At 75.4% G+C, this 23,722-nt stretch carries 22 protein-coding genes and 1 tRNA gene; 6 read left to right on the forward strand and 17 right to left on the reverse strand.

What is annotated here, in order from left to right:
• The first annotated feature begins 178 nt into the window (after nucleotides 1-178).
• Nucleotides 179-1,870, forward strand: coding sequence for a penicillin-binding transpeptidase domain-containing protein (locus tag OG335_RS16555; RefSeq protein ID WP_405011892.1), 1,692 nt, complete (start codon nucleotides 179-181; stop codon nucleotides 1,868-1,870).
• A gap of 71 nt (nucleotides 1,871-1,941) precedes the next feature.
• Here the strand turns inward: OG335_RS16555 and OG335_RS16560 are convergent, their stop codons facing one another.
• The 7 genes from OG335_RS16560 to OG335_RS16590 form a co-directional block, all read right to left on the reverse strand.
• On the reverse strand, nucleotides 1,942-3,531 hold the full coding sequence (locus OG335_RS16560; protein ID WP_405011893.1) for a N,N-dimethylformamidase beta subunit family domain-containing protein: 1,590 nt from the start codon (nucleotides 3,529-3,531) through the stop codon (nucleotides 1,942-1,944).
• Nucleotides 3,532-3,696: 165 nt separating this feature from the next.
• Complete coding sequence (locus OG335_RS16565; RefSeq protein ID WP_405011894.1) at nucleotides 3,697-5,004, reverse strand: glycosyltransferase 87 family protein; 1,308 nt, start codon at nucleotides 5,002-5,004, stop codon at nucleotides 3,697-3,699.
• A gap of 86 nt (nucleotides 5,005-5,090) precedes the next feature.
• Nucleotides 5,091-6,596 carry a penicillin-binding transpeptidase domain-containing protein gene (locus OG335_RS16570; RefSeq protein WP_405011895.1) on the reverse strand — a complete coding sequence of 502 codons (1,506 nt, stop codon included), beginning with the start codon at nucleotides 6,594-6,596 and terminating at the stop codon, nucleotides 5,091-5,093.
• Nucleotides 6,593-7,879, reverse strand: coding sequence for an FtsW/RodA/SpoVE family cell cycle protein (locus tag OG335_RS16575; RefSeq protein ID WP_405015421.1), 1,287 nt, complete (start codon nucleotides 7,877-7,879; stop codon nucleotides 6,593-6,595). Before OG335_RS16575 ends, OG335_RS16570 begins: the two co-directional genes overlap by 4 nt.
• 184 nt (nucleotides 7,880-8,063) lie before the next feature.
• Entirely contained in the window at nucleotides 8,064-8,570 is a 507-nt protein-coding gene (locus OG335_RS16580) for a DUF1269 domain-containing protein (RefSeq protein ID WP_405011896.1), read from the reverse strand.
• A 256-nt stretch (nucleotides 8,571-8,826) separates the two neighbouring features.
• Nucleotides 8,827-9,489, reverse strand: coding sequence for an ABC transporter (locus tag OG335_RS16585; protein WP_405011897.1), 663 nt, complete (start codon nucleotides 9,487-9,489; stop codon nucleotides 8,827-8,829).
• Nucleotides 9,486-10,367: an ATP-binding cassette domain-containing protein gene (locus OG335_RS16590; RefSeq protein ID WP_405011898.1), complete on the reverse strand. Its 882-nt coding sequence runs from the start codon at nucleotides 10,365-10,367 to the stop codon at nucleotides 9,486-9,488. The genes OG335_RS16585 and OG335_RS16590 overlap by 4 nt, the downstream gene beginning before the upstream one ends.
• A gap of 86 nt (nucleotides 10,368-10,453) precedes the next feature.
• On the opposite strand from OG335_RS16590, the gene OG335_RS16595 reads away from it, so the two are divergent.
• Both OG335_RS16595 and OG335_RS16600 read left to right on the forward strand, forming a co-directional pair.
• Nucleotides 10,454-11,767: a VWA domain-containing protein gene (locus OG335_RS16595; RefSeq protein WP_405011899.1), complete on the forward strand. Its 1,314-nt coding sequence runs from the start codon at nucleotides 10,454-10,456 to the stop codon at nucleotides 11,765-11,767.
• A 2-nt stretch (nucleotides 11,768-11,769) separates the two neighbouring features.
• Complete coding sequence (locus tag OG335_RS16600; protein ID WP_405011900.1) at nucleotides 11,770-12,732, forward strand: peptidase; 963 nt, start codon at nucleotides 11,770-11,772, stop codon at nucleotides 12,730-12,732.
• A 161-nt stretch (nucleotides 12,733-12,893) separates the two neighbouring features.
• Here the strand turns inward: OG335_RS16600 and OG335_RS16605 are convergent, their stop codons facing one another.
• Nucleotides 12,894-13,379: a MarR family winged helix-turn-helix transcriptional regulator gene (locus OG335_RS16605; RefSeq protein ID WP_405011901.1), complete on the reverse strand. Its 486-nt coding sequence runs from the start codon at nucleotides 13,377-13,379 to the stop codon at nucleotides 12,894-12,896.
• 139 nt (nucleotides 13,380-13,518) lie between these two features.
• On the opposite strand from OG335_RS16605, the gene OG335_RS16610 reads away from it, so the two are divergent.
• Both OG335_RS16610 and OG335_RS16615 read left to right on the forward strand, forming a co-directional pair.
• Nucleotides 13,519-14,742, forward strand: a complete 1,224-nt coding sequence (locus OG335_RS16610; protein ID WP_405011902.1) for an MFS transporter — start codon at nucleotides 13,519-13,521, stop codon at nucleotides 14,740-14,742.
• An 86-nt stretch (nucleotides 14,743-14,828) separates the two neighbouring features.
• Nucleotides 14,829-15,239: a heme-binding protein gene (locus OG335_RS16615; protein ID WP_405011903.1), complete on the forward strand. Its 411-nt coding sequence runs from the start codon at nucleotides 14,829-14,831 to the stop codon at nucleotides 15,237-15,239.
• 95 nt (nucleotides 15,240-15,334) lie between these two features.
• Here OG335_RS16615 and OG335_RS16620 read toward each other — a convergent pair whose 3' ends face one another.
• A complete protein-coding gene (locus tag OG335_RS16620; RefSeq protein WP_405011904.1) occupies nucleotides 15,335-15,739 on the reverse strand; it encodes a hypothetical protein in 405 nt (134 codons plus the stop codon).
• A 166-nt stretch (nucleotides 15,740-15,905) separates the two neighbouring features.
• Here OG335_RS16620 and sigJ point away from each other — a divergent pair, with 166 nt between their 5' ends.
• Nucleotides 15,906-16,850, forward strand: coding sequence for an RNA polymerase sigma factor SigJ (sigJ, locus tag OG335_RS16625; protein WP_405011905.1), 945 nt, complete (start codon nucleotides 15,906-15,908; stop codon nucleotides 16,848-16,850).
• A 303-nt stretch (nucleotides 16,851-17,153) separates the two neighbouring features.
• Here sigJ and OG335_RS16630 read toward each other — a convergent pair.
• The 8 genes from OG335_RS16630 to OG335_RS16665 all read right to left on the reverse strand — a co-directional run bounded on the left by OG335_RS16630 (nucleotide 17,154) and on the right by OG335_RS16665 (nucleotide 23,708).
• A tRNA-Ala gene (locus OG335_RS16630) sits at nucleotides 17,154-17,227 on the reverse strand.
• 120 nt (nucleotides 17,228-17,347) lie between these two features.
• Nucleotides 17,348-18,532 carry a gephyrin-like molybdotransferase receptor GlpR gene (gene glpR / locus OG335_RS16635; RefSeq protein ID WP_405011906.1) on the reverse strand — a complete coding sequence of 395 codons (1,185 nt, stop codon included), beginning with the start codon at nucleotides 18,530-18,532 and terminating at the stop codon, nucleotides 17,348-17,350.
• Nucleotides 18,533-18,682: 150 nt separating this feature from the next.
• A complete protein-coding gene (locus OG335_RS16640; protein ID WP_405015422.1) occupies nucleotides 18,683-19,306 on the reverse strand; it encodes a GNAT family N-acetyltransferase in 624 nt (207 codons plus the stop codon).
• Entirely contained in the window at nucleotides 19,303-19,857 is a 555-nt protein-coding gene (locus OG335_RS16645) for a molybdenum cofactor biosynthesis protein B (RefSeq protein ID WP_405015423.1), read from the reverse strand. Before OG335_RS16645 ends, OG335_RS16640 begins: the two co-directional genes overlap by 4 nt.
• Nucleotides 19,857-20,288 (reverse strand): cyclic pyranopterin monophosphate synthase MoaC, encoded by a 432-nt coding sequence (moaC, locus tag OG335_RS16650; RefSeq protein WP_405015424.1) that lies wholly within the window; start codon nucleotides 20,286-20,288, stop codon nucleotides 19,857-19,859. Before moaC ends, OG335_RS16645 begins: the two co-directional genes overlap by 1 nt.
• A 116-nt stretch (nucleotides 20,289-20,404) precedes the next feature.
• A complete protein-coding gene (glp, locus tag OG335_RS16655) occupies nucleotides 20,405-21,661 on the reverse strand; it encodes a gephyrin-like molybdotransferase Glp (RefSeq protein ID WP_405015425.1) in 1,257 nt (418 codons plus the stop codon).
• 117 nt (nucleotides 21,662-21,778) lie between these two features.
• Nucleotides 21,779-22,699 (reverse strand): UTP--glucose-1-phosphate uridylyltransferase GalU, encoded by a 921-nt coding sequence (galU, locus tag OG335_RS16660; RefSeq protein ID WP_405011907.1) that lies wholly within the window; start codon nucleotides 22,697-22,699, stop codon nucleotides 21,779-21,781.
• Nucleotides 22,700-22,754: 55 nt separating this feature from the next.
• On the reverse strand, nucleotides 22,755-23,708 hold the full coding sequence (locus tag OG335_RS16665) for a GGDEF domain-containing protein (RefSeq protein ID WP_405011908.1): 954 nt from the start codon (nucleotides 23,706-23,708) through the stop codon (nucleotides 22,755-22,757).
• Nucleotides 23,709-23,722: the final 14 nt, after the last annotated feature.

Consider the following 23,722-nt stretch of genomic DNA (forward strand, 5'->3'; position numbering starts at 1 on the left):
CCGGGGCCGCCCGGCGGGGCCGGGAGGCGTCCCATCGGCCGGGTCCGGTCACGGCCCTGCCGGGCGGGTGTTCCACGGATCGGACGTGTCGTAGGTGCACGGACCTCCCGTGTTCTACCGTGTCCCGGTCGGGCGACGGAATCGGCCGGCGGACCAGGACACTGTGGGGGGAAGCAACATGAACAAAGGCGCCAAAATCGGCATCGGCGTGGTCTCCGCGGCCATGCTGGCGGTCGCGGGATTCGGTGTGTACACCATCGCCGACTCGCTGACCGGCGGCTCGGACGCGAAGCCGAAGGGCCCGCGGACGGTCGTCAACGAGGCCCCGACCGCCCAGCAGGCCGCCGAGGCCGCGAAGACGTTCCTGGACGCCTGGGCCAAGGGCGACCTGGAGGCGGCCGGGGCCGCGACCGACAAGCCCGAGACGGCGATCGCCACCCTCACGGCCTTCCGGACCAAGGTGCACCCGAGCGCGCTCACCCTCACCCCCGGCGGCCCGGCCGGTGCCGCGCCGAGCCCGGCCGCGACCGCCACCGACGGGACGGACGGATCGGCCGCCCCGGCCACGTCCGTGTACGAGGTGCCCCTCACCTTCTCCGCCAAGGTCGAGTTCGAGGGCACGGCCGACCCGTGGGCGTACCAGGGCTCGCTCGGCATGGTGAAGATGAGCGACGGCAAGGCGGCGGTGCGCTGGACGTCCGGGGTGATCCACCCGAAGCTGACCGCGGGGCACTCGATCACCGTCAAGCCGATCGTGGCGCCGCCGAGCCAGCTCGGCGACCGCAACGGCAAGCCGCTGACGGGCTTCCCGTCGCTGGCGCCGCTGCTGTCGCAGATCAAGAACACCGGACCGACCGATCCCGGCGACGCTGGCACCGGCGTGGTGATCACCAACGACAGCGGCCAGGGCACCCCGGAGAAGCTCTTCACCATCACCGAGCCCAAGCCGGCCAAGCCGCTGCGACTGACCATCGACGCGAGGCTGCAGCAGGCCGCCGAGGACGCCATGAGGGAGCAGTCCAAGGGCGGCACCCTGAGCGGCTCGGTGGTCGCGATCGAGCCCAGCACCGGCAACATCCTGGCCTTCGCCAACGCGCCGGCGGCCGGACAGAACAGGGCGTTCGGCGGGATCACCGCCCCCGGCTCCACCATGAAGGTGATCACCGCGGCGGCCCTGCTGGAGGCCGGTGTCACCCCCGGCAGCACGATGGCCTGCCCGGCCGAGACGACGGCCGGCGGCCAGAAGGTCCAGAACGACTTCAAGGGCGAGTTCCCGAACTACACCCTCGCGCAGGACTTCGCGCACTCCTGCAACACCGCCTTCATCAACGCCGGGTCGGAGCACCTCAAGCCCGCCACCCTGCCCAAGCTGGCCAAGGACGCCTTCGGCCTCGGCCTCGTCTGGCACACCGGCCTGCCCGCCTTCGACACCGACATCCCGGTGCCGAACTCGATGGCCGCGGCCCTGCCCGAGTTCATCGGCCAGGGTGCGATCCGCACCAACTCGCTGGCGATGGCCTCCGTGTCGGCGACCGTGCAGAACGGCACCTTCCGCCAGCCCGTCCTGGTGCCCGGCATGACCGAGGGCGTCGCCCACGCGCCCCGCACCCTCAGCTCCTCGGTGCTGACCGACCTGCGGAAGCTGATGCGCGGCGTCGTCACCGACGGCACCGCCACGGACGCCATGGCGGGCATCCCCAACGTCAGTGCCAAGACCGGCACGGCCGAGATCGACGGCAAGGACACCAACGCCTGGTTCACCGCGTTCCGCGGCAACCTCGCGGTCGCCGCGGAGATCGAGGGTGGCGGCCACGGCGCTGTCGCCGCCGCACCGGCCGCCGGCAAGCTGCTGCGGATCGGCAACAACTGACGGCACGGCAGGCGGCCCAGTGACATGACGCAGCGGCCCGGTGACGAGCACTCAGCCCCGGTGACGAGCGCTCAGCCCCGGCCGTGGACGGCGTCGACGTTGTCCACGGCCGGGCGGGCCCGCCCCGCCGGGCCCGCGGCGAACAGCCGCAGCACGTTCTCCGTCACCCGGCGCACCAGGTCACCCGCGTGCGCGTCCATGCCGTGGTCGGCCCGGGTGCCGCCGGGGCCGTTCGCGTCCAGCGCCTCCACCCAGCGCATGGTGCCGCTCGCGAACACCCCGGCGCCGCCGGGCGCCGAGTAGTAGGCCGTGTCGGCGAACGACCGGCGGCCGTCGCAGACCACCGGCGAGTGCGCGACGATCTCGATCGGCCGCGGCGTCGGGAAGCCGGTGTTCACCCGGTCGTACTCGACACCGACCAGGTGCGGGAAAGCGTCGCCGGCCTTCACCCCGGTGCCCTCGAACAGCCAGTGCCCGGGCGAGGTGACCACGTACGGGGCGTCCACCGGGTAGCCGTCGTAGATCACACCGAGGAGCGAGCTCTCCGGGTCGGCATCGGGTGCGTCGCGGAAGTCGTTGGTGGCGGGCCGGCCCGGGCCGCGGCCCGGATCGTCCTTCCACGCCGCCTTGTAGCAGACCACCGTGCGGTCCTCGCCCAGCTCGGAGGGCTCGAAGCGGACCCGGCGGAAGCAGCAGTTCGCGCCCAGCACCGCCAGGTTGGTGCCCGCGTCCCGGGCCGCCTCGACATGCCGGCGCTGCTCCTGCGACCAGTACTCGTCGTGGCCGAGCGAGAGCACCGCGGCGGCCCCGCGCAGCAGTTGCGGATCACGTGCGAGATCGACGTTGGTGGCGTACGCCAGCGGCAGGCCGAGCCGCTCGGCGAGCGCGATCAGCGGGGCCTCGTACACGAGGAACAGCCCGGCGCCGTCGTCGTAGCGGTACGGCCGGTCGAAGGTGACCTGCAGCGAACGGCTCGCCAGGCCTCCGCTCGGCCCGTTGTAGAGGTTGTACCCGCCCCACTCGTTGTAGGCCTGCCAGGTGGCGACGGCGTTGACCACCACCGACCGGCCCGCGGTGCTCCGCGAGCGCACGGTGATCGGCACGAACCGCTGGCCCGAGCCGTCCTCGGCGTCCAGCCGCAGCAGGTAGCAGCCCTCCGGCCAGCCGCGGGTCTGCACGGTGGCGGTGCGCGGCCAGCCGGTGCGCACCGTCCGGGTGCCCGGGTCGACCGTCGCGGCGGGGCGGCGGGCGCCGGGCAGCGGTTCGGACTGCCACACGAGGCGTGCCCGGGCGCCGCCGTACCAGCCCATCCGGTAGGCGCGGACGCGGAACGCCGGGGCGGTGGTCGAGACGTGCAGGCCGAAGCTCTCGCCGGGGAGCACGCTCACCCGGTCGGCGAAGCCCTCGATCGCCTCGGCGGGGCCGGGCCGGGTGACGGCCCAGTCCGCGTCACCGGGCAGCTCGTTCTCGGCCCGGGTGGCCGACGGTGCGGGCCTCGCCGGCCCGGACGCGGCCGGTGCGCCGTCGGCCGAGCCGGTGCCGTCCGGCGCACAGGCCGTCAGGCCTCCGGTGGCCGCGCCGACCGCCGCCGCACCGGCCGCGAGGCCCAGGAACCGCCTGCGGGCGGGTCGTGCCGGGCCGTGCTGCTCCGCCGTCGTCATGCCCACCGCTCCCCCTGCCGGGCCTGCGCCGGCCTGCGCGGGCTCCGTCCGGCCCGCTCCGAGTGTTCTGGATCATCGTCGCGCATCGGGGCGGGCGCGCCGGAGGCCGGGGGTCGGATCAGACCCGCGGGGGAGGCCGGGCCGCCCCGGCCGGTGCCGCGGCGGTCAGACCTGGACGAACCCGGTCAGCGGCGGCAGCACCGCGGGCGCCGGGCGGCGCCACGTCAGGACGCGGGAGGCCAGCCGCGGCCAGATCACCAGCACCACGGGCAGCGCCAGGTAGCCGAAGCGCCCGGCCGGTGCCAGCACGAAGGCTATGGTCAGCCCGGCGGCGAGCAGGTCGCAGGCGGCGATCGCCGAGGCCGGCGGGTAGGCCAGCAGCCAGAGGGCCACGGCGAGGCCGCCGATGCACAGCAGGGTGAGCGAGATCGTGTGCCCGGCCGGGCCGAGCTCCGCCAGGACGCGGCCGGGCAGCGGGCTGCCGGCCGGTGTCTGCACCCGGGCGAGGCCCAGCGGGAACCGCACGACCTGTTCCCGCATCTCGCGGCCGTGGGCGATCGCGAACGGCAGCACCACCGCGAGCCCGCCGAGCAGCGCGATGCCCGCCGCGCGGGCGGCCTGGCGGCGTCCGTGGAGCCGCCAGATCAGCAGCGCGGCGACCGGCAGCGCCGGCCAGGCCGTCCACTTCAGCGTGCAGGCGAGGGCCAGCACCAGGCCGGCCGCGGCGGGCCGGCCGCGCCCGGCGAGGGCCATGGCCAGGCAGCAGACGCCGATCAGCGGCAGGTCGACGCCGCCGACGGCGAGTGCCAGCGCGATCAGCGGCGAGGCGGTGAGGACGGCGAGCGGCAGCAGCGGGGCCCGGTCGCCGGGGGCGCGCAGCAGCCGCCAGGTGCCGAGCATGCAGCCGAGGAAGGCCAGGGCGAACCACACCCGGGCGTCGCCCAGCAGCTCGCAGACCGGCCCGGCGCTGCCGAGGACGGCCCGGGGCAGTCCGAAGAGCGTCATCGCGGGCAGGTAGGGGTTGTAGTCGGCGGCCCGTACGGGCGCGGCGAGGTACGGGTTGCCGGAGTGCAGCAGCAGCCGGGCGGAACGCTCGACGACCATCACCTCGGACTGGTGTCGTCCGTGCACGGCCAGCAGGACGAGCGGGAGCAGCACCGCGCCGACCACCGCGACCGCGGCCGCCGCGCGCGGCCCGATCCGCCGCGGCAGCACGAGGCACAGCAGCCCGGCGAGCCCGTAGGCGGGTGCGGAGAGGGTGCCCCAGAACACCTGGTTGGGCAGGTCGGAGACGAGCGGGAAGGCCGCCGCCCAGCCCGCCGCGGCGGTGCAGCCGAGCAGGTGCACCCACCGGCGGCCGACGCGGCGGCGGGGCGGCCGCGCCTCCGTCCGCGGCCGCGGCACGCGCGCGCCGGTGCCGGGCACGACGCGGCGAAGCCGGTCGCGCAACCGGCGGGTCGGTGGGCTCACCATGGCTGAGAGGGTATGGGCTGTGTGGTCCGGTGTCCCGGTGCCCCGGCGGAAGAACGGGTGCGTCCTGTCACAGCGGCCGCCGCGGTTCAGCCGTGGTGCAGGACGGCCTCCATGACCGCGCGGGCGATCGGTGCGGCGACGGCGCCGCCGGTGACGTCGGTGGCCCCGCTGTCGGCGACCACCACGGCCACGGCGACCGGCGGCACGGCGGCGGAGCCCGCGGGGCGGGCCCAGGAGACGAACCAGGCGTACGGCGTGTCGCTCTTGCCGGCGCCGTGCTGGGCGGTGCCGGTCTTGCCGCCGACGGTGGCGCCGTCGATCCGGGCGTTGCGGCCGGTGCCCTCCTCGACGACGTCGACCATCAGCTGCCGCACCTTGTCGGCGACGGAGGCGGTGACGGCTTGCTTGTACAGCGCCGGGTGCATCATCCGGACGACCGTGCCGTCGCTGCGGGTGAGTCTGTCCACAAGCTGCGGGCGCATGACGGCGCCGTTGTTGGCGATGCCCGCGGCGACCATCGCCATGACGAGCGGGGTCGCCGCGGTGTCGTACTGGCCGATCGAGGAGAGGGCCACCTGGGAGGCGTTCATGTGGGTGTCGAAGTTGGACCGCGCGGCCCGGACGGGGGTGTCCAGGGTGGCGTCGTTGAAGCCGAAGCCGGCGGCGGTCGCGGCCATGCCGTCGAGCCCGACCTGGACCCCGAGGTAGCCGAGGACGCTGTTGCAGGAGTTGACCATCGCCTCGTCGAGGCTGAGGCCGGGGTGGTCGCAGGCCCGGGTGTCGTTGACGAGCTCGGTGGTGGTGCCCGGCATGACGTACGGGTAGGGCGCGTCGGTGGGGGCGTCGATGTCACGGACGACGCCCTTCGCGAGGGCGGCCGCGGCGGTGACGACCTTGAAGGTCGAGCCGGGCGGGTAGATCTGGCGCAGTGCCCGGTTGAGCATCGGCTGGTCGGTGTCGGCCCGCAGCTTCGTCCACGCCTCCCGGTCGGCGGCGGAGGTGCCGGCGAACGAGCCGGGGTCGTACGAGGGGGTGCTGGCCAGCGCGAGGATGCGGCCGGTGGCGGGCTCGATCGCGGCGACGGCGCCCTGCTGGCCGCCGAGGCCGCGCAGGGCGGCCTGCTGGGCGTCCGGGTCGAGGGTGGTGTACACGTCGCCGCCGGGGTTCTGCCGCCGGGCGACGGCGTCCCACACGGCCCAGCCGGAGAGGCGCTCGTCGGTGCCGGAGAGCAGGTCGTCGTAGATGCCCTCCAGCTGGGTGTTGCCGTACGTCTGCGAGGAGTAGCCGGTGACGGCGGCCCACCGCGGGCCGTCGGTGTAGGTGCGCTCGTAGTCGTAGCGGCCGCCGGTGGGGGTGGAGCCGGTGACCGGCTCGCCGGCGACGAGGATGTTGCCCCGGGGCTGGTCGTAGCGCTGGATGGTGAGGCGCTGGTTGGCCTTGTTGTGGTCGAGCGAGTCCGCCCGGAAGATCTGCACCCGGGTCGCCTGGGCGGCGAGGGCGACGATGAGCAGCAGGCAGAACGTGCCGGCCCGGCGGCCGGTGGTGGAGATGCCGGGGCGGGCGGGGGCGCCGTTCTCGGCGCGGCGGCTCACGGGTGGGCCCCGACGGGGGCGGCGGCCGGGCCGGGGCGGCGGGCGGTGTCGCTCAGCCGCACGAGCAGGGCGACGATGATCCAGTTGGTGACGACCGAGGAGCCGCCCTGCGCGATGAACGGCAGCGTCATCCCGGTGAGCGGGATCAGCGCGAGGACCCCGCCGGCCACCACGAAGACCTGGAGGCCGACGATGGCGGCCAGCCCGATCGCCAGCAGCCGTCCGAAGGGGTCGCGCAGGGCGATGCCGGCCGCGAAGCCGCGGGAGATCAGCAGCGCGTAGAGCAGCAGCACGGCGGTCAGGCCGACCAGGCCGAGCTCCTCGCCGACGGTGGCGAGGATGAAGTCGGACTTGGCGGCGAAGCCGATGAGGACGGAGTGTCCGAGGCCGAGGCCGGCGCCGAGCATGCCGCCCCAGGCGAAGGCGAAGAGCGACTGCGCGATCTGGTTGGCGCCCTGCCCGGCGGCGATCGAGCCGAGCGGGTCGAGCCAGTCGGTGACCCGGCCGTGCACGTGCGGCGAGAGCCAGCCCACGCCGACCGCGCCCACCGCGGCGAGGAAGAGGCCGATGGCGATCCAGCCGCTGCGGGCGGTCGCCACGTACAGCATGATCACGAAGAGTCCGAAGAAGAGCAGGGACGTGCCGAGGTCGGTCTCCAGGACGAGGACGCCGACGAAGGCCGCCCAGATCAGCAGGACCGGTCCGAGCACCCGGCCGCGCGGCAGCTGGAAGCGCCAGATGCGGCGGCCCGTCAGGGCGAGCGCGTCACGGTGCACGGCGAGGTAGGCGGCGAAGAACACCGCGAGCAGGATCTTGGCGAACTCTCCGGGCTGGATGGAGAACGGCCCGAGGGTGATCCAGATCCGCGATCCGTAGACCGGTGGGAAGAAGATCGGCAGCACCAGCAGCACCAGCGCCACCAGCGCGCAGCTGTAGGCGTAGCGGCGGAGCACCCGGTGGTCGCGGAGCAGCACGACGACGAGGAGGAAGAGCGCGACCCCGAGGGCCGACCAGAGCAGCTGGGCGGGGGCCGCCTCGCTGCCGGGGGTGGCCCGGTCCAGACGGTAGATGACGACCAGTCCGAGGCCGTTGAGCAGCACCGCGATGGGCAGCAGCAGCGGGTCGGCGTACGGCGCCCGCCACCGCACCGCGACGTGCGCGGCGAGGGCGAGCACGCCGAGGGCGGTGCCGTACTCGACGGCGTCGTGCGGTGGCCGGCCGTCGAGGTTGGCGCCGACCTCGATGTAGCCGAGGACCGCGATCAGCACCGCCCCGGCGACCATGAGGAGTTCGGCCGTACGGCGGGTCCGGGGCGGGCGGGCCGTCGCCGGGATGGAGCGAGAGGCCACGGGGGGCGTCCTTGCGGGGCAGGGCGGGGCGGGCCGGGAGGGAGGGGGACCGGGCGCGGTGCCGGTGTCCGCGCGTCCGGCCCGGCCCGGGCGGGGCCGGGCCGGACGCGGGAGGGGGTCAGACTCCGGCGTGCACCGTCCGGGCCGACTGGATGGCCTCGACGAGGTGCTCCTCCTGCTCGGAGCTGAGCGAGGTCTGCAGGATCTCGCCGCCGAACCGGGCGATCGCCGGGACGACCTTGTCCGCGGTGGCGGAGCGCACCAGCATGAACACGGCGGCGGAGCCGGGCTGGAGCTTCTCGCCGACCTGCCGCATGAAGGCGTCGTCGACGCCGACGTCGACGGAGGCGCCCACGGCGGCGCCGGTCGCGCCGCCGATCGCCGCGCCGAGGAACGGCATGAAGAACAGCAGGCCGATCACACCGCCCCACAGGGCGCCGGAGGCCGCACCGGCGCCGGTGGTGCTGGTCGCCTGGTGCAGCTTGGTCCTGCCGTCGGCGCGGCGTTCGACGACGACGATGTCCTCCAGGTCGATCAGCTTCTGCTTCTGCAGGCCGATCGCCGTGTCGCGGACCTGCTGTGCGGTGGCCACGTCGGGGTAGGCGATGGCGAAGAGGTTGCTCACGCGCGGTGTCCTTCCTTCTCGTCGGGCGTGCGGACGGATGCCGCACCGCTGCTGGTGCCCGCAGCCTAACGAGGATTTGCCATATTTATGCCTGTTGGTAGCGGTGTGTCCGATATTCGGCGGCCGTCCGCGGCGGACCCGTCACGGGCCTCCGGCCGACCCGCCGACCCGCCGGCCCTCCGACCCGCCACTCGATCCCCGACCCGCACCCCGCACCACGTACCGCGTACCGCCCGGCAGTCACTCCGCCCCGCAGTCACTCCGCCCGGCGGCCGGCGACCGTGCACGCCACGGCGACCGCGGCGACGGCCACCACCGCCGACACCGCCATGGGCAGCAGCACCCCGGCCACGACGTCGACCCCGCCGTGCCGCCCGCCGCGGACCAACTCCCGCACCACCACGTGCGCGGGCGCCCCCGGCACCAGCAGCAACAGCAGCGAGCCCCCGAGCGAGGCGAGGATCCCGTACGGCCCGCTCACCAGCACCGGCCGGGAGGACAGCGCCCCGACGGCCGCACCCAGCAGCACGGCGACCGCCGTGGCACCGAGCCCGGCACCGAACAGCACCACCGGCCCCACCTGCGAGGCCCCGCCCGCCACCAGGACGGCCGCGTCGGCGGCCAGCCCCAGCACGGCGGCGGCGAGCACGGCCGTCAGCAGCGCGCCGCGGTGCACCCGCACGGCGCCGGCCGCGGACACCCGGCAGGCCCGGGCGGCGGCGGGCTCCACGGTCACGGCGCAGCGCACCAGCCAGGCCGCGAACGGCAGCAGCAGGCCGGCGGCGTAGGCGAGGCCGCCGAGCGGCTCGTCGCCGCCGGAGATGCCGAGCACCATCAGCAGGCCGTAGCCGAGCACCGGGGGCAGCCAGCGCTGGGAGCGCAGCAGCAGTTCCAGCTGGTAGCCGACCAAGGCGGTCACCGGGCCTCCTCACGGTCGGTGGCGGGCCGGTCGGCGGGGACCGCCGGAGCCTCCGTCACGCTGCGGACGTGGACGGCCCGTCCGGGGTCGAGCAGCCAGCGGAGCAGCAGGTCGGAGGCGGCGGCGGGCACCTCCAGCAGGGTCGCGCCGTCGTCGAGCGCCGTGCTCGACGGCCGGCCCGGCATCGGCCCGGCCCCGGCGGGCAGGCCCTCGGCGACGATCCGCACCGGCGGGCGGCCGTCCGGTCCGCCGGCGGGCCGCGCGTCCGGGGCGGCCGTGTGCAGCGTGCCGTCGCGCACGGTGTACGCGTCGGTGGCGACCCCGGCGAGGCGGGTCGGGTCGTGGTCGACGAAGAGCACCCGGCCGCCCGCGGCGGCCCGCTCGGCGGCGGCGGAGTCGAGCTCCGCCCGTGCGGCCCGGTCGAGGCCGGTCCAGGCCTCGTCGAGGACGAGGAGGTCGGCCTCGGCGAGGAGCGCCTGGGCCACCGCGACCTTCTGGCAGGTGCCCTTGGAGAGTTCGCCGAGCGGGGTGCCCGCCCGGTCGGCGATGCCGAAGCGGTCGAGCCAGTGCTCGGCGCGGCGGGCGGCGTCGGCCGTGTCCAGGCCGTGGATGCGGCCGAGGTGCCGCAGGTAGCCGCGGGCGTCGAACGGCAGGGCGGGCGGGAACCGCTCGGGCACGTAGGCCCGCCGGGCGGGCAGGACGGCCCGTCCGGTGGTGGGTCGTTCGATGCCGGCGGCGATGCGCAGCAGCGTCGACTTGCCGCTGCCGTTGGCGCCCTCGATGCGCACCAGGGCCCCGGGCTCCAGTACGAGATCGGCGCCGCGCAGGATCCACGGCCGGTGCCAGCCGTACCTGCGCGTCACGTCCTCCAGTCGCATACGCGTCTCCTCCCCCGATGCGCAGCCTAGTTCGCACAGCGTCCGCACATTCGGCAATCAGAACTGATGATCCATAGGATGCGCGCGTGACGACCATCAGACGACGACCGGCGGCCCGCGCAGCGGGACTGCTGGCAGCACTGGCGATATCCGCCGGAGCGCTGCTCAGCGGTCTCCCGGCCCACGCCGACGAACCCGGCGGCGCCGCCGCCAGCACCGAGGCCCCCAAGGTCGACCTCGTCCTCGACGTCAGCGGCTCCATGCGGGCCGCCGACATCCAGGGACGGAGCCGGATCTCGGTCGCCCAGCAGTCCATCAGCGAGGTGATCGACGCCCTGCCCGCGGAGACCGAGTTCGGCATCCGCACGCTCGGCGCCACCTACCAGGGCAACGACAAGGCGGAGGGCTGCAAGGACACCAAGCAGCTCTACCCGGTCGGCCGGACGGACAAGGTGGAGGCCAAGACGGCCGTCGCCACCCTCCGCCCCACCGGCTGGACGCCCATCGGCCTCGCCCTGCGCGGCGCCGCCCAGGACCTCGGCGACGGCCCGACCACCCGCCGGGTGGTGCTGATCACCGACGGCGAGGACTCCTGCGCCCCGCCGGACCCGTGCGACGTGGCCCGCGAACTCGCCTCCCAGGGCATCAACCTGGTCGTCGACACGCTCGGCCTGGCGCACGACGACAAGACCCGCAAGCAGCTGCTGTGCATCGCCAACGCCACCGGCGGCACCTACACCGACGTGCGGACGAAGGAGCAGCTCACCGAGAAGGTGAAGCAGCTCGTCGACCGGGCCGGCGAGACCTACCGGGTGGCGCCCACCAAGGTGGCCGGCACCGACGCCTGCCCCGAGGCGCCGCTGCTGCGGCCTGGCGTCTACAGCGACCGTGAGAAGTTCGCCGAGCACCGCGTCTACCGCGTGCCGGTGCGGCCCGGCGAGGAGCTGCGGGCCTCCGTCAGCGTCACCCCGGACCGCGCGGTGGCGCGGGACTACGGCGTGCTGCTGCTGGCCACCGACACCGCCGGCCAGGAGCTCGTCCGCGGTACGGACGCGGGCAGCGGCCGTACGGACGTCGCCTCCACCGGCGTGCGCTGGTCGGCGCCCGGCACCGGCGACGACGCCTCGGCGTCCCCGTCCGGCACCGGGGGTGCGGACGGCGTGGTCTGCCTGGTCGTCAGCAACTCCTTCGCGGCGGAGGCGGGCGTGCAGGCGGCGCCCGGCCTGCCGGTCGAGCTGACGGTGGACGTCACCCGGGCCTCCCCGGCCCCCGACGGCCCGGCGATGGGCCTGGGCCGCGGCTGGATCCTGCTGCTCGTCCTGGCCCTGGCCGGCCTGGTCGCGGGTCTGCTGTTCGGCTGGATCGCCCGCTGGCGGATCGCTGTCTGGCGGGAGAACTGACGATGCGTGCACTGATGATGCGTACGATCACCGCCCTGCCGGCCGCGCTCGGCGCGGTGCTGCTGGCGGCCCCCGCGGGCGTCGCCGCCTCGCCGTCCCCGGCCCCGTCCGGGTCGGCGGGCGCCGCCCCGGTGACCAGCGCCGGCACGACCTTCCTCACGGCCACCCCGCTCGCCGCCGGGCAGGCCGCGGACGTGTCCGCCTCCACCGGTGACTACCTGTACTGGGCGTTCGCCGCGGCCGAGGGGCAGACCGACACCGTGCACGTGACGGTGACGCTGCCGCCCGCCGCCGACCGGCACGGCGCCCAGAGCTGGTCGGTGGAGCTGTTCGACGGCCTGCGCCGCCGGCAGTCGTGCACCGCGGGCCCGCAGAACGCCACCGCCGCCAAGGCCGCGGCCTCGGTCACGCTGAGCTGCACCCTGCGCCAGGTCCGCTCCTGGGCGGAGCCGTGGTCGGGCGACCCGCTGCCCGGGACGTACTACGTGCGGCTCTCGGTGGCCGACGTGCCGCAGCAGGACCTCGGCCTCGCCGCCCAGGTGCGGCTGCACGTCACCGCGAAGGGCGGCGCCGACGACGCGCAGCCCGAGGGCGGCAGCCTGAAGGCGCCGCTGGTGCCACCGGTGAACGCCGGGGCCACGGCCGCGCCGGGCGCCGCCCCGGCCGCGCCCTCGCCGGTGGCACCGTCCGCCTCGGCGTCGGCGGCTCCCGGCACCGCCAAGGTCGCCGCCCCGGCCGAGGAGGAGTCGCACTGGTACAGCGACCTCTTCTCCGGGTGGAACAGCCGCTGGTTCTGGACGGTCGCGGGCGGCGCGCTCGCCGCCCTGGCCGGCGTGTGGGGCTTCACCCTCACCCGGCACCCGCGCGGCCGCCGGCCCGCGGGCGGCGCACCGGTGCCTCCGCAGGCACCGGCCCCGCAGGCACAGGGGCAGGGCCAGGGGCAGTACGACCAGTACCGCGGCTGATCCCGCGGGCGGTCGCGTGAAGGGCCCGGCCGGGGCGACGAGAGTCACCCCGGCCGGGCCCTTCCGCGTGCGCCGCGCAGGTGTGCAGGCGTGCCGGCGTCCAGGCGTGCCGGTGCGCCAGTGCGCCGGTGCGTGGGTGGGCCGGTGCGTGGGTGGGCCGGTCAGCCGACCGGGACCGGCGCCGGGACGGCCACCGGCGGCGCGGTCGGCTCCAGGGTGCGGACCGCCGCGACGAGGGGGGCGAGTTCGGGCCGCTGCCCGGCCGCGTCCAGGGCCTCGCGCAGGGCGTGGTCGTTGGTGGGCCTGGCCCGGTCGAGCAGGTCGAGGCCGGCGGCGGTGACGTTGGTGTAGATGCCCCGGCGGTCGGTCGGGCAGAGGTAGCGGGAGAGCAGCCCGCGGTCCTCCAGCCGGGTGACCAGCCGCGTGGTGGCGCTCTGGCTGAGCACGACGGCGTCGGCGAGCTGGTTCATCCGGTAGTGGCCGCCCTCGCCGTCGTGCTGGGAACTCAGCACGTCCAGCACGGAGAACTCGCGCACGCTGAGCTCGTGGGCGGCCTGCAGGGCCCGCTCGATGTGCGCCTCGATCCGCCCGTGCAGGGCGGAGAGTGCGCACCAGCCGTGGGCGAGGACCGGTTCGGGTCGTGTCATGGGTGACCACCTGCTCCTTCGCTGGGGTGTGCTCCCAGGATAGTCCGGCTCCGCGATATCAGGCGTTTGCAACTATCCGCGTCTGCAATTAATGTCGACGGCGGTAACACCTCCACGCAACAACCGGGAAGGCCCATCCATGCCTCTCGCACTCCTGGCGCTCGCCATCGGCGCCTTCGGCATCGGCACGACCGAATTCGTGATCATGGGGCTGCTGCCCCAGGTGGCCCAGGACTTCGGCATCACCATCCCCACCGCCGGCCTGCTCACCACCGGCTACGCCCTCGGCGTGGTCGTCGGAGCCCCCGTCCTCGCCGTCCTCGGCACCCGCTTCACCCGCAAGCGCATGCTGATGCTGCTGATGGGCCTCTTCGTCGCCGGCAACCTGGTGACCGCCCTGGCCCCCACCTTCGAGCTCGTGCTCGCCGGGCGCATCGTCGCCTCGCTCGCACACGGCGCGTTCTTCGGCATCGGCTCGATCGTCGCCGCCGACCTCGTCGCACCGCAGAGGAAGGCGGGCGCCATCGCGCTGATGTTCACCGGCCTCACCGTCGCCAACGTCGTCGGCGTGCCGCTCGGCACCCTCGTCGGCCAGCAGATCGGCTGGCGGGTCACCTTCGTGCTCGTCGCCGCCCTCGGCGTGCTCGGCCTGGCCGGCATCGCCGCGCTCGTCCCCGCCGACCACCGCGCGGGCGCCCCCGCCCGGGCCGGGCTCCGGCGCGAACTGGCCGCCTTCCGCAACGTCCAGGTCGTGCTGGCGATGCTGATGACCGTGCTCGGCTTCGGCGGCGTCTTCGCCGCGATCACCTACATCGCGCCGATGATGACCGACGCGGCCGGCTACGCCGAGTCGTCCGTGACCTGGTTGCTGGTGCTGTTCGGCCTCGGCATGGTCGCCGGCAACCTGCTCGGCGGCCGGTACGCGGACCGGCGGCTGATGCCGCTGCTGTTCACCACCCTCGGCGCGCTCGCCGTCGTCCTCGGCCTGTTCGCCTTCACCGCGCACGACAAGGTGCTCGCCGCGATCACCGTCCCGCTGATCGGCGCCCTCGGCTTCGCGACCGTGCCCCCGTTGCAGAAGCGCGTCCTCGACCAGACCGGCGACGCCCCGACCCTGGCCTCGGCCGTCAACATCGGCGCCTTCAACCTCGGCAACGCGCTCGCCGCCTGGCTCGGCGGAGCCGTCCTCGCCGCAGGCTTCGGCGCCACCGCACCGAGCTGGGTCGGTGCCGCGATGGCCGCGGGCGCCCTCGCGCTCGCCGTCGTCTCCGCCGTCCTGGAGCGCCGCGCCGCCCCGGCCCCGGCCGCCGTCCCCGCGGCCTCCGCGGCCTCCGCACCGCCCCGCGTCCCCGTCCACCGCTGACCGCGGCCGCACCCCGCCGACCCGCCGACCCGCCTCCACAGAACCGACAGAACCGACCGACCGCACCACCGTTCAGGAGCCACCCCGTGAGCACCCTCACCACCGCCGACGCCGACCGACTCGTCGCCGCCGCCCACCGCGCCGCCGCCGCCCAGGGCGTCCGCATCTCCGCCACCGTGCTGGACGCCGGCGGCCACCTGCTGGCCTTCCGCCGCGACGACCGGGCCGTGCTGATCGCCGGCGAGACGAGCACCCGCAAGGCGTACACCGCCCTCCAGCTCGACACCCCGACCGCCGACCTGGCCGAGGCCGTCCTCCCCGGCGGCCCGTTCCACACCCTGCCCACCGCGCTGGACAGGCCGCTGCTGTTCATCGCCGGCGGCATCCCGCTGCACCGCGACGGACGGCTGGTCGGGGCACTCGGCATCGGCGGCGGCGCACCCGAGCAGGACCACGGCTTCGCCGTGACCGCCGCGACGGAGGCCGCCGTCGCCTGACACCGACCCGCACCGGCTGCACCGGCGGCACCGGCCGACACCGCAGGGCGCCACCCGCACGGGACGGCGCCCTGCGGCGTGCTCGCTCCGCGGGGCTACGGCCGGGTGCCGGAGCGCCCCGACGGGCGGGCGGACAGCACCTGACCCAGCGCCAGCACGCTCAGGCCGAACATCAGCACGCCCAGGGGCACGTGGAACGCCGGTATGTGCGCGACGCCCAGCACCACCTGCACCGAGGCGAGCGCGAGGAAGCCGGAGGCGTGGAGGATCGGGCGGGCCGTTCCGCCGCCCGGTCGCCACGCGAGGATCGCGGCGAGCACGTACAGCATCGAGGCGGCGTACATCACGCGCGCTCCGACGCTGTGCAGCACCTCGCCGTACGAGGTGGACAGCAGCAGTCCGGCGGTGGCCGCCTGGAAGAAGAGGGCCGCGGTCTGCAGGGCGATCGCGATCTGCAGGAAGCCGAGGCTGCGGTGTTCTGCCGTCGTCCGGGTGGCCATGGTGTCCCCTGTTCTGCCTCGCGGCGGTGGATCGGTACTCTCTCGCTGGACCGACGACGCAGGCCCGCGAAGTGTGAGGCGGGGCGTCGGCCGCGGTCCGGCGCGGTGCCCCGCCGCCGTGGCGGGAACGGAAGCGGACGAGAACGACCAGGGAGCGGACGCCACCATGAGCACCCCGTCCGGGCCGGTGCGCGACCGGCCCGAACAGCACCCGAGCGCCGTCGTCGGCGAGCGGCGCCAGTTGATCGACGTCGCCTACCGGCTGCTCGGGTCGCCGGCCGAGGCCGAGGACGCCGTGCAGGAGGCGTACGCCCGCTGGTACGCGATGTCGCGGCAGCAGCAGGAGGCCGTCGTGTCGCCCGGCGCCTGGCTGACGACGGTGGCCGGCCGAGTCTGCCTGGACCTGCTCGGCTCGGCCCGGGTACGGCGCGAGCGGTACGTCGGCCCGTGGATACCGGAGCCGCTGCCCGACCGTGCGGAGTGGATCGGCGGGTCGGCGGGCGGTGGCAGGACCGACCCGGCCGACCTGATCACCCTGGACGAGTCGGTGACCATGGCCTTCCTCGTCGTCCTGGAGTCGATGACGCCGGCCGAACGCGTGGCGTTCGTCCTGCACGACGTGTTCCGGTATCCCTTCCCCGAGATCTCCGAGATCGTCGGGCGGGCGCCGACGGCCTGCCGGCAGCTGGCGTCCTCGGGCCGCCGGCGTCTGCGCGCCGCGCAGGCCCCGGCGACCCCGGTGGTGGGGCAGGCCGTCCTGGTGCGGCATTTCAAGGAGGCGTGGGAGGCCAGGGACATCCGGGCCCTCGTCGGCCTCCTCGACCCGGACGCCACGATGACCGCCGACGGCGGCGGCCTGGTCGGCGCCGTCCTGCGCCCGGTCGAGGGCAGCGGGCGCATCGCCCAGTACGTCGTCCACATCGCCGACAGGGCCCCGGGGCTGACCCTCCTGGAGCGGACGGTCAACGGCCGGCCCGGCCTGGTCGCCCAGCACGCCGGCACCACCGTGACCGTGGCGGCGTTCGACCTCACCGGCGGCCGCATCTCCCGCATCTGGGCGGTCCGCAACCCGGAGAAGCTCCGCCGGTGGACCGGGAGCGGACCGAACTGACCCGACCGCACCGCCGCTGACGGTCCATGACGTGCGTGCGCGGCGAACATGCCGGGCCGGAGCGGTACTCGTCGGCCTCGGCACTGAGGTGCCGGCGGCCGGAGGGCGGGGTTCCGGCGGACTCGGCGTCAGCCACGGCAGGATCGCGGTCGCCGTGAAGATCCCCACCCGCGTGCCGCCGAGGGGACCCGGCGGGCACCGTCGCCGAACCGCCCGGAACGCCGGAGCAGTTGTCGTACGCGACCACTCCATGAACGCTCAGAGGCCCTTCCGGACAATCCCGGAAGGGCCTCTGATGTTGGGTGGAGCTGAGGGGATTCGAACCCCTGACCCCCTCGATGCGAACGAGGTGCGCTACCGGACTGCGCCACAGCCCCAACGAAAAAGAACTCTATCACCTCTGCGGACCAGGTCGTGACCATGGCCGGGACACGCGGCGCCCCGCCGCCGGGCGGGCCGGGGCGGGGCGTCGGACGGGGCGGGCCGGGTGCCGGCGATCACTCGTTGGCGGCCCGGGGGCGGCTCGCCAGGTCGGCGGCGGAGGCGGCGGCGCCGGGCGGGGCGGACTCCGCGTACTGGTCGAACAGCGGGGTGCGACGGCTCTCGGCCGGCCGGCCGGAGTCGCGGACGCCGGGCCCGGCCAGGTCGAGGCCGCGGGTCACCCGGGGGGCGACCGGCGCGGTGACGTAGGTGGGCAGCGGGACGGGCACCGGCTCCCAGGAGTCGGCACCGGCGGGTCCGCGTTCGCGCATGCCGTCGACCCACTCCTCGTGGTCGGTGGTCTCCGCGAGGGCGGACGCCGCCGCGGCGGCGGGGCCGGACGCGCGGACCTCGCCACGGGCCTCGCCACGGGCCTCCGCGGGGGCGGGGCCGGTCGCCGCGAGGCGGAGGTGGGTCCGGGCGGGGCGGTCGGCGGCATGGGCCGCGTGGGCCGCGTCGTGCGGGGCGGCGGGGCGCTCCGGGTCGGTGGCGGCCGGGGCGCGGCGGTCGCGCTCGCGGGCGCGCAGCCGCTCCGCGGCCTGGGCGGCGCGGACGCGGTCGAGCTTGACCTCGTACCGCTGGCGCTCCAGGCGGCGCAGGTGGCCGATGTAGAGGGTGAGGAGGGCGGCCGGGACGGTCGGCACCCAGATGAAGGCGATGCCGGCGACGGCCGCGACCACGGCCCCCAGCGCGAAGGCGAAGAAGAGGGCCGTGACCATGCGGCGGCGCCGGGCCAGCAGGCGGGCGCGCCGCTCCGGCGTGGGCCGCTCGGGGGCGGACCGGGGCTGGTGGCGGTCGTCCGGGTGCGCGGGCGCGTCGGCATCCCGGGCGGCGGTGTCCCGGGCGGCGGCGTCGCGTTCCGCGGCAGCGGGCGCGGGCTGCCGGAGCCGTTCGGGCGCCGGGGCGGCGGGGGCCGTCGGGCCGGGCGCGCCGGCCGGCGACGCGTCGCCGGGCGCCGGGGCGTCCCCGGGCGTGCCGGAGACCGCGTCGGCGGCGGGTTCGCCGTCCGTCGTGTCGTCAGCGAGGGACTTGGACACCCGCCGCTCCAGTGCCGACCGGCCGGCCAGCAGGCGGATCGCGGTACTGAAGCGTTCCGTCGGACGCGACTCGTTGAGCTCGTCCTGCCTGCGGAGCCACATCGGCACCAGATAGGCGGCCCAGGCTCCCACGATGACCGCGTAGATAAGGCCGCTACTGCTCACGATTCACACGGTACGGGGGCGCGGTTGGGCCCGGCAGCAATTTGGCACGGCGTGTCGTGTGATCAAGCTGATTCTCCGACTAATTTGCCGGTGTTTGCACCGGTCGGCGCGCTCGCCGATGCCATATCGATATCTATTTCGAACATATATTCAATTACGGCCGGAGCCCGTGCTCCTGACGGAGCGCCACCGGGGCAGCATGCCCTCCGGCACCTCCTCGGCGGTCAGTGCGTAGACCAGGTGGTCGCGCCAGTCGCCGTCGATGTGGAGATAGCGCGGGCGGATTCCCTCCTCGCGGAAGCCGAGTTTCTCGACCACCCTCCGGCTCGGCCGGTTCTCGGGGCGAATACACACCTCGATCCGGTGCAGGCCGAGCGTCGAGAAGCAGTGCTCGACGGAGAGGGCGACGGCCGTGGGCATGATGCCGTGGCCGGCGACCTCCTCGTCGATCCAGTAACCGACGTTGGCGGAGCACATCGAACCCCAGGTGATGCCGCCCACGGTCAGCTGGCCCACCAGCCGGCCGCGGTGCAGCACGACGAAGGGCAGCATCCGGCCCGCGGCGGCCTCGCTCCGCAGGTAACGGACCATCTGCCGGTAGCTCGGCCGGGCCACGCCGTGGCCGGCCGGCACGGGGGGCACGGTGGCCTCCCAGCGGCGCAGCCAGTCGCGGTTCCGGCGGCTGACCTCCTGCCAGTCCCGTTGGTCGCGGGCCCGGATCGGACGCAGGGTGACGTCGCCCTCGGTCAGCTCGACCGGCCAGCCGGCGTTCAGGGCTCGCTCCGGGAGGACGTGCCGGCCGTGGGGGCGACACCGGCGGCACCGGCGGCACCGGGCGCGGGGGCCGCGCCGGGGCGGGGGTGGTCGCCGCCCCGGAGCTGGTCGACGGCGTGCGGGAGCAGCGGGGCGAGCACGGCGAGGCCGTCGCGGACACCGCCGGTGGAGCCGGGCAGGTTGACGATCAGGGTGTGCCCGGCGAGGCCCGCGAGGCCGCGGGAGAGCGCCGCGGTGGGCACCTTGTCGCGGCCGTACGCGCGGACGGCCTCGGGGATGCCGGGGATCTCGCGGTCGAGCACGCGGGCGGTCATCTCGGGGGTGAGGTCCATCGGGGAGATGCCGGTGCCGCCGGTGGTGAGGACCACGTCGTAGCCGGCGGCGACCGCCTCGCGCAGCGCCGCCTCGACGGGCTCGCCGTCCGGGACGACGCGGGGGCCGTCGACGTCGAAGCCCATCGCCCGCAGGCCCTCGACGAGCAGGGGACCGCCCTTGTCGGCGTAGACGCCGGCGGAGGCCCGGTTGGAGACCGTGACGGCCAGTGCGCGCATCATTCGCCCCGCGTCCAGTCGCCGCTCTTGCCGCCGGTCTTGGTCAGCACCCGGACGTCCTCGATGGCGGCGGCCTTGTCGACGGCCTTGACCATGTCGATGACGGTGAGGCCGGCGACGGCGACGGCCGTCAGGGCCTCCATCTCGACACCGGTGCGGTCGGCGGTCCGCACGGTGGCGGTGATCTCCACGGCGTCGTCGGTGACGGCGAGGTCGACCTTGACGCCGGAGATCGCGATCGGGTGGCAGAGCGGGATGAGCTCGGGGGTCTTCTTGGCGCCCATGATCCCGGCGATCCGGGCCACGGCGAGCGCGTCGCCCTTGGGCACGCCGTCACCGCGCAGCAGCTCGACGACGCGCGGGGCGACCCGCACCCGTCCGGCGGCGACGGCCGTGCGCACGGTGGGGGCCTTCTCGGAGACGTCGACCATGCGGGCGGCGCCGGTGTCGTCGACGTGGGTGAGGCGGTCGCCGGGGGGTGTCTCGGTCACGGGTGTGCTCCAGAGGCGCGGGTCGAATACCGCGCTACCGTACAGCGCCTGCCCGGTCAGTCCGTGAGAAGGACCACGTCCACGGCGCTGCCGGCGGGCAGGGCGGTGGTGTCCTCGGGCACGGTGATCAGGCAGTCGGCCCGGGCGAGGGCGCCGACCAGGTGCGATCCGGCGCCGCCGACGGGGGTGACGGTGCCGTCCGGGGCGTACCGGCCGCGCAGGAACTGCCGGCGTCCGGCGGGCGAGCGCAGGGCCTCGGTGCAGACGGCGCGGACGACGGGCCGGTGCACGTCGGGGGCGCCGAGCATGGTGCGGATGACCGGGCGGACGAACAGCTCGAAGGAGATGTAGGCGCTGACCGGGTTGCCGGGCAGGGCGAGCAGCGGGATGCCGGGGCCGTCGCCGATCCGGCCGAAGCCCTGCGGCTTGCCGGGCTGCATCCGCAGCCGCCGGAAGTCGACGCCGCCGTAGCCGTCGAACACCTCCTTGACGACGTCGTACGCGCCGACGCTGACGCCGCCGCTGGTGACGACGAGGTCGGCGGCGCCGAGCTGCTCGGCGAGGACGGCCCGCAGCACGTCCGCGTCGTCGGGGACCCCGCCGACCCGGATCGCGTCGGCGCCGGCGGCGCGGGCCGCGGCGGCGAGGGCGAAGCTGTTGGAGTCGGGGATCCGGCCGGGGCCGACGGGCTCGCCGGGCTGCACGAGCTCGCTGCCGGTGGAGAGCACGGCGACGCGCGGCCGGGGGCGGACCCTGGCGGTGCCGCGGCCGATGGCGGCGAGCAGGCCGATCTGGGTGGGGCCGAGGACGGTGCCGGCGGTGAGCACGGTGGTGCCCGCGGCGATGTCGCTGCCGCGCCGCCGGATGTGGGCGCCCGCCGCGACCGGGCGGAGGACGAGGACGTGTTCGTCGGCGACGGCGGCGGTCATGGCGTCGGCGGGCCGGCCGGTGCCGGTGCCGCCGTCGGTCCACTCGACGGGTGCGACGGCGTCGGCGCCGGGCGGCACGGGGGCGCCGGTCATGATGCGGGCGGCCTGCCCGGCCCCGACGCCGGGGAGTTCGCCGGCGCCGGCGGCGATGTCGCCGACCACGGCGAGGGCGGCGGGGTGACCGTCCGCCGTGTCGTCCGGCAGGTCGCCGGAGCGGAGGGCGTAGCCGTCCATCGAGCTGTTGTCGAAGGGCGGCAGGTCGGTCGCGGCGACGGCGTCCTCGGCGAGCACGCAGCCCTGGGCGTCGAGGAGTGGCAGGTCGGCCGGGGGCAGCGGGGCGATGCCGGACAGCACGTCGTCGCGGTGCTCGTCGACGGTCCACATGCGGGGCGGCCGCGGGGCGGCCGCGGACGGTGCCGGGGCCCCGGCGTCCTCGCAGCAGGGGTCGTCGCTGCTCTGCGCGGGGCCCGCGGTCATCGCCTCACTCGCCTTCGTGGTGGGTCAGCTCTGCATCTCGGTGGTGACGAACGCGCGGAGCCAGCTCCGGAACTCGGGGCCGAGGTCGTCGCGTTCGCACGCCAGTCGGACGATAGCGCGAAGGTAGTCGGCGCGGTCGCCGGTGTCGTAGCGCCGGCCCTTGAAGAGCACGCCGTGGACGGGGCCGCCGTCGGCTTCGTCGCGGGTGGCGAGCTCGCGCAGGGCGTCGGTCAGCTGGATCTCGCCGCCGCGGCCGGGCGCGGTCTTGCGGAGCACCTCGAAGACGGCGGGGTCGAGGATGTAACGGCCGATCACCGCGTAGTTCGACGGCGCGTCGGCGGTGTCGGGCTTCTCGACGAGGTCGCTGATCCGGAAGACGTCGTCGCCGAGGCCGTTGGGCTTGACGGCGGCGCAGCCGTAGAGGTGGATCTGCGCGGGGTCGACCTCCATGAGGGCGACGACGGAGCCGCCGAGCTCCTGCTGGACCTCGATCATGCGGGAGAGCAGCGGGTCGCGCGGGTCGATGAGGTCGTCGCCGAGGAGGACGGCGAACGGCTGGCCGGCGATGTGCTGTTCGGCGACGAGGACGGCGTGGCCGAGGCCCTTGGGGTCGCCCTGGCGGACGTAGTGCATGTTGGCGAGCTGCACGGACTCCTGGACGCGGCGGAGCCGGTCGTGGTCGCCCTTGCGGGTGAGCAGCTCCTCCAGCTCGTACGCCCGGTCGAAGTGGTCCTCCAGCGCCCGCTTGTTGCGGCCGGTGACCATCAGTATGTCGGAGAGGCCCGCGGCGGCGGCCTCCTCGACGACGTACTGGATGGCCGGCTTGTCGACGACGGGCAGCATCTCCTTGGGAGTCGCCTTGGTCGCTGGCAGGAAGCGTGTTCCCAGTCCGGCAGCGGGCACGACGGCCTTGGTGACGGGGGTGCGGGCGTGCGTCTTCGTCATGCGTCGACCTTACTAAGGCGGGTTGGCGCCCTCTGAGAGCGAGGTGAAGCCGGGCTTAGATCCCGTCCCGGGCCACCCGCGAGGCGGCCGCGGTGCGGGCACGGCCGACGGAGGTGAGGGTTGCCTCGCCGACACAAGCGGACACACTACCGGGCTTTCGCCCCGCCTCCGCAGGTCCTTCGGCAGGGTGCTCGGCGGGGCCGCCCAGTGCGTCGGCGGGGGTGCGGAGGCCCGTCCGGACGGCCGCACCGGCCGAGGAGCCGGGCACCGGGTCGACGGGTGCGCCCCGCCAGCAGTCGCCGCCCGCACGGCGGGCCTCGGCGAGGGCGCGGTCGGCGGCGCGGAGCAGCAGGGCCGCGTGGGTGCCGTCACGGGGGAGGACGGCGATGCCGATGGCGGCGGTCAGGCCGTTGCCGCGGACGGCCGCGTCGGTGTCCGGGCGGGTGGCGGAGGCCGCCCGGTCGCTGTCGGGGCTGTCGAGCAGCCGGTGCCGGCGGACGGCCCAGCAGAGGCGTTCGGCGACCTGTTCGGCGCCCTCGGCGGCGGTGTCGGGCAGGAGCACGAGGAATTCCTCGCCCCCGTAGCGGCCGAGGGTGTCGGAGCGGCGGATCTCGACGGCGAGGCGCTGGGCGAGGTCGCGCAGGACGGCTCCGGCCCGGCTGCGGCCGCGTTCGGCGACGACGGCCTCGAAGCCGGCGATCTCCAGCATCAGCAGGGCGAGCGGGCGGCGTTCGTCGGCGGCCTCGGCGCGGCGGGCGCGCTCGATCTCCTTGTCGAGGGTGATCTGCAGGTGGCGGTAGTTCCACACGCCGGTGAGGGGGTCGCAGGACGCGGTGCGCTGCAGTTCGTCCCGTTCCCGGCGGAGCCCGGCGACCTCGCCCCGCAGCGCGGCCTCGCGTCCGGCGGCCCGGGCGGCGCCGCGGCGCATCCGGAGGCCGAGCAGCCCGGTGCCGGCGGCGGCGGGGACGCTCAGCGCGGCGAGCGCCTGGACGAGGAGCGGGGTGGACATGGGGCGCCTTCCGC

The organism is Kitasatospora sp. NBC_01539, assembly GCF_045040525.1.
In the GTDB taxonomy this organism is placed as follows: Bacteria; Actinomycetota; Actinomycetes; order Streptomycetales; family Streptomycetaceae; genus Kitasatospora.

What these genes read in the sequence shown, in the direction of transcription:
- OG335_RS16555 (WP_405011892.1), top strand. Translation starts at nt 179, where the DNA reads ATGAACAAAGGCGCCAAAATCGGCATCGGCGTGGTCTCCGCGGCCATG.
- OG335_RS16560 (WP_405011893.1), bottom strand. Translation starts at nt 3,531, where the DNA reads ATGACGACGGCGGAGCAGCACGGCCCGGCACGACCCGCCCGCAGGCGG.
- OG335_RS16565 (WP_405011894.1), bottom strand. Translation starts at nt 5,004, where the DNA reads ATGGTGAGCCCACCGACCCGCCGGTTGCGCGACCGGCTTCGCCGCGTC.
- OG335_RS16575 (WP_405015421.1), bottom strand. Translation starts at nt 7,879, where the DNA reads ATGGTCGCCGGGGCGGTGCTGATCGCGGTCCTCGGCTACATCGAGGTC.
- OG335_RS16590 (WP_405011898.1), bottom strand. Translation starts at nt 10,367, where the DNA reads ATGCGACTGGAGGACGTGACGCGCAGGTACGGCTGGCACCGGCCGTGG.
- OG335_RS16600 (WP_405011900.1), top strand. Translation starts at nt 11,770, where the DNA reads ATGCGTGCACTGATGATGCGTACGATCACCGCCCTGCCGGCCGCGCTC.
- OG335_RS16605 (WP_405011901.1), bottom strand. Translation starts at nt 13,379, where the DNA reads ATGACACGACCCGAACCGGTCCTCGCCCACGGCTGGTGCGCACTCTCC.
- OG335_RS16610 (WP_405011902.1), top strand. Translation starts at nt 13,519, where the DNA reads ATGCCTCTCGCACTCCTGGCGCTCGCCATCGGCGCCTTCGGCATCGGC.
- OG335_RS16620 (WP_405011904.1), bottom strand. Translation starts at nt 15,739, where the DNA reads ATGGCCACCCGGACGACGGCAGAACACCGCAGCCTCGGCTTCCTGCAG.
- sigJ (WP_405011905.1), top strand. Translation starts at nt 15,906, where the DNA reads ATGAGCACCCCGTCCGGGCCGGTGCGCGACCGGCCCGAACAGCACCCG.
- OG335_RS16645 (WP_405015423.1), bottom strand. Translation starts at nt 19,857, where the DNA reads ATGCGCGCACTGGCCGTCACGGTCTCCAACCGGGCCTCCGCCGGCGTC.
- moaC (WP_405015424.1), bottom strand. Translation starts at nt 20,288, where the DNA reads ATGGTCGACGTCTCCGAGAAGGCCCCCACCGTGCGCACGGCCGTCGCC.
- glp (WP_405015425.1), bottom strand. Translation starts at nt 21,661, where the DNA reads ATGTGGACCGTCGACGAGCACCGCGACGACGTGCTGTCCGGCATCGCC.
- galU (WP_405011907.1), bottom strand. Translation starts at nt 22,699, where the DNA reads ATGACGAAGACGCACGCCCGCACCCCCGTCACCAAGGCCGTCGTGCCC.
- OG335_RS16665 (WP_405011908.1), bottom strand. Translation starts at nt 23,708, where the DNA reads ATGTCCACCCCGCTCCTCGTCCAGGCGCTCGCCGCGCTGAGCGTCCCC.